Here is a 4,173-nt window from a genome sequence, read left to right as displayed (position 1 = left end):
GGCGGTTGGGGAGCGGCTCCACACGAAGGCGACTTGGTGGCCGGCCGCTGCCAGCGCCGGGCCCAACTGGCTGGCTACGCGGCCCGTGCCGAATAGGCCAATGCGTAGCGAAACGGGAGGCGGCAGTGTGGGCATGCGTTGGGAGCAATAAAGGGTAATAAAAAGCCGCTCCGGGGGCGGAAGCGGCTTTTTACAGTTGAAACAACAAGAACTATTTAGCCCGCGGCCTGGGTGCGAATGGCCCGGCCGGCGGGCTCGGTGGTCACAGCGGCGTCATCAGTGGCTTCGTTTGCCAGCACGCCTTTGCCGCCGCGCTGGCGCACGCTCAGGCCGAAGCCGATGGCCATGAGCAGCGTGCCGCTCCAGAGCAGGTTGATGAAGGGCTTTTCCATGGCCTTGAGGATGACGTAATCCTTCTGGGTCGTGCTCACGTCGAAGGTGAACTTGCCCTTGGCGGGGTCCACATTCTTGAAGCTGATGCGGACGCCGAGGTCTTCGGCCTCGTCGGGCAGGCTGCCCACCATGCGGTTGCGCACCACAAACACGGGGTGCACGTGGTACTGGCGTTTCTCGCCGTATACAATCATGTCGGCCTGCAGGGCCAGGTCGCCTTTCTGCAGGTTGAGGCCGGCGGTTTCGTGGGCCGCCTCCACGGCGCGGAACACGGCGAAGTAGTCGTTCAGGAAAATGGTGTCGCCCACACTCAGGATGGACTGCTTGGGCTCGCTCCAGGGCTTTTCCTTGCGCGGGTCGAGCACCGAGCTGATGTGCGTGTAGATGTCGTGGCCCCAGAATTTCTTGATGGCCGGCGATGCCAGCAGGCCGCCGCCACTCATCTCGTCGTTTATCTGGGCGCGGGGATAGAGCGTGAACTGCTCACCCGACTTCTGGTCTTTGTAGTTGATGCGATAGTAAGTGTTTTCGGGCAGGATTTCCAGCGTGTCGCCGACTTTGTAGTAAGTCTTGCCATCCACGGTAATGGGGGCGCGGGCAATGGCCTTGTATTCGTCGTCGGTGCGGAACAGGAACTGCTTGTCGATGTAGCCGGGTACGCCGGGCACCTCAAAATACTGGCCGGTGTAGGTGAGCTGGTAACCGTGCATGGGTGCGCTTTCGTTGCGCCACAGCAGCACGTTGTCGCGGTTCAGGTCTTCCGAAAACTCGCGCGAGTAGAGCAGGCCCGACACGTTGCGTGAGATAATATTAGAGTAGCCGGCCGAGGCCAGAATGCCCAGCAGCATCAGGGCAATGCCCAAGTGGGCCACCGCGCCGCCCGACAGCCGCACGCCGCGCCGCAGCAGCGTGAAAATCATCCCGAAGTTGGCCAACACGCCAAACAGGCCCGCCAGCGTGAGCACGATGTAGGGCGCCGTGATGGTGAGGCCGTTGTAGCGCACCAGCAGCACCACCAGCGCCGTACCCAGCAGGGCCAGCAGCGTGGGGCCGGTGAAGGAATTGATGAGCGTTTCCTTGTTGTTACGCTGCCACCACATAATCTGGGCGATGCCCGAGAGCAGGGCCACGCCCACGCCCATCCACAGCTGCAGCTTGGAGTAGTGCGCAATCTGGTCGGCGGGCAGGGCTACGTTGGTTTTGAAGCCAATCAGGCCCATGAAGGAGTTGTAAACCGGAATGCTGGTCGTGAACAGCACCTGAAATGCGCCCAGGCATAGCACCGTCGAGCCCACGAACACCCACAGCTCGGGGTTGTAGGCGTTCAACTCCTTCTGCGAAATCGGAATTTCCTTCCAGCGCGATACCAGCAGCGCCACCGCCAGCACCGTGAAGAAAGCCAGGTAAATGAATAGCTGCCCGCTCAGGCCAAGGTCGGTAAACGAGTGCACCGAGGCGTTGCCCAGCACGCCGCTGCGGGTGAGGAATGTGGCGTAGAGAATAAGCACGAACGTGGCCACCACCAGTGCAAATGCGGTGCGCAGGCCGGTGCGGCGCTTCTGCCACAGCACCAGGCCGTGCAGCGAGGCCACCAGCACCAGCCACGGAATGTACACGGCGTTTTCGACCGGGTCCCAGTTCCAGTAGCCGCCGAAGTTCAGCGTTTCGTAGGCCCAGTAGGCACCCATTACCACGCCTACGCCCAGCACGCCGCCGCCGATGAGCGTCCAGGGCAGGGCCGGTTTCACCCAGTCGGTCAGCTCACGCTTCCAGAGGGCGGCGATGGCGAAGGCGAACGGCACCAGCGTGAGGGCGAAGCCCAGGAACAGCGTGGGCGGGTGAATCACCATCCAGTAGTTCTGCAGCAGGGCGTTGAGGCCGGTGCCGTCCTTGGGCACGAAGTTGGGATTCATCTTCCACACCGGCAGGTCGGTGAGAAACTCGCGCAGCAGGATGAAGGGCGAAGAGCCCACCTTCACGCCGCCGAGCACCACGCCCAGAATCATGCTCACCAGAAACAGCTGCACGCCGCTGAACACGGCCATCACCGGCGCTTCCCACTTCTTATTGAAGCGCATGATGGCCAGGCCGATGACGACGTGCCAGAAAATCCAGAGCAGGAACGAGCCTTCCTGGCCTTCCCAGAAGCAGGAAATCATGTATTCCACTGGCAGGTGGTTGGAGCTGTGGCTCCAGGCGTAATAATATTCGTAGCGGTGGGCCTGAATGATGTTGAACAGGCACACAATCACCGATATAATAGCCGCACCGTGTACGAAAAACGCGCCGCGCGCCAGCCGCAGCCAGCTGGCATCTTCCTGGCCCAGCGCCCGGCCCCGCGAGGCCTGGAAATAGCCGTACGCCGCCACCAGCGCCGCCGCAAACGCGACGATGACGCTGAAATGGCCAATTTGTCCTACTAATAAGTTCATAAGCAACAAGATAAATCAGGCGGGTAACGCTGACGCAGGCGCCCCGAGGCGCAGCACTTCGTAGCAGTTAAGTATTCTCGGATGAAACGCGGCGGGCAGCGTGGCCCAGTCGTGCGTATCCACAAAAATCGGGAGGTTGCTGTCGGTCAGCGCTTCGCGGAACGCGGCGAGCAGGCGGCCGGGCAAGGGTGCGAGGCCGGGCGCGCGCAACACGAGGTCGAGGTCGCTGCCTTCGTGGTAGTTGCCGTTCACCCGGCTGCCATAGGCCCACACCGCTACCTCCGCGGGCAGGTACCGAGCGATGAGCTCGTGCACCAGGGTCAGGTCTTTGGGGCGCAGGTGAAGCATGGCTAGGCGAGCGGTTTGCCGTGAAGGGTGACAGCCAAGGCGGTTGCATCGGCCACGAACTGGGGCAGCAGCTTCACCGTGGCTTCGGCAAAGCCGACGCCGTAGTCGTGGGCGGTGGTGTTGCGGTTGTCGCGGTATTGCAGCCAGCGCTCCGTTTCGGCAAGCGTGAGCAGGCCGTGCTGGGCCGCAGCCCGGAAAATGTCTTTGTACGTCAGCGCTTCGGCGGCCCGCATCGACGGGAAGTAGGGCCGCAACGCCTTCTTCAGCAGCTTGCCGGCCTGCTCGATGATGATTTCGAATTCCTTCACGCAGGCCGAGCGGTACAGCTCGTACTCGACCGAATCGAGCGCACTCGGCAGCAACAGGCCCAGAGCCCGGTCGAGGGCGAGCGTGCAGCGAGTGAGCAGCGAAGTATCGAGCGTTTGCATAAGAAAAGGCAAATTTACGGCCGCGCCGCCGGAGCCGGGAGCTTCAATAACAGCCGGTCGACGAAAAAGTCGCCGTGCGGCGGATGACAGGTGATTTCGACGGCAATTTTTTCCAGTCCAGCCTCCTGCCACTTGCGCACGGGCAGCTCGGCCTGGCGCGGGTCGCTGGGCTGATTCACCAACTGGCGGGCCAGCAGCACGCGCCCTGTGGCCGGGTCGGAAATGACCACCGAGAGGCGCGCTTTGTTTGGGTACTTGCGCAGCGGCAGTGCCACCACGCTGCGGCTGGGCGGGGTGCCGGGCAGAGGCATGGCGGCGGCCACGCCGTAGGCGTACCACCACTGGCGCAGGCGGGTGGCGGCGGGCCCGTTATCGGTGCGTGAGGCTATTACCTGATAGTCGTAGGTGCCAGGGCCGGGCAAGGTGTCGGTGGTGGCGTAGCTGGTTTCGGGGCGGCCGTAGGTGTCGCGGCGTACGGGCACGCGGCGCACCTCGGTGCTGCGGTATTCGTGGATTTCGCGGCGCATTACCCGGCAGTCGGGCGCGTTGGCCAGCGAGTCGGGCAGCGTCCA

At 63.0% G+C, this 4,173-nt stretch carries 4 protein-coding genes; all 4 read right to left on the bottom strand.

The features are described 5' to 3' along the window. Positions 1–215: 215 nt before the first annotated feature. Positions 216–2,825 (bottom strand): heme lyase CcmF/NrfE family subunit, encoded by a 2,610-nt coding sequence (gene ccsA, locus ACYVDE_RS16075; protein ID WP_460502562.1) that lies wholly within the window; start codon positions 2,823–2,825, stop codon positions 216–218. 15 nt (positions 2,826–2,840) lie between these two features. Continuing rightward, entirely contained in the window at positions 2,841–3,173 is a 333-nt protein-coding gene (locus tag ACYVDE_RS16070; RefSeq protein WP_460502561.1) for a nucleotidyltransferase family protein, read from the bottom strand. Between the two features lie 2 nt (positions 3,174–3,175). Beyond that, positions 3,176–3,601, bottom strand: a complete 426-nt coding sequence (locus tag ACYVDE_RS16065; protein ID WP_460502560.1) for a nucleotidyltransferase substrate binding protein — start codon at positions 3,599–3,601, stop codon at positions 3,176–3,178. 14 nt (positions 3,602–3,615) lie between these two features. Further along, positions 3,616–4,173: hypothetical protein (locus ACYVDE_RS16060; protein ID WP_460502559.1), on the bottom strand; the 558-nt coding region annotated here is incomplete at its 5' end.

The organism is Hymenobacter agri (assembly GCF_054778495.1).
The sequence above is the reverse complement of the archived record's forward strand: the minus strand, read 5'-3'. Positions and strand labels throughout refer to the sequence as shown.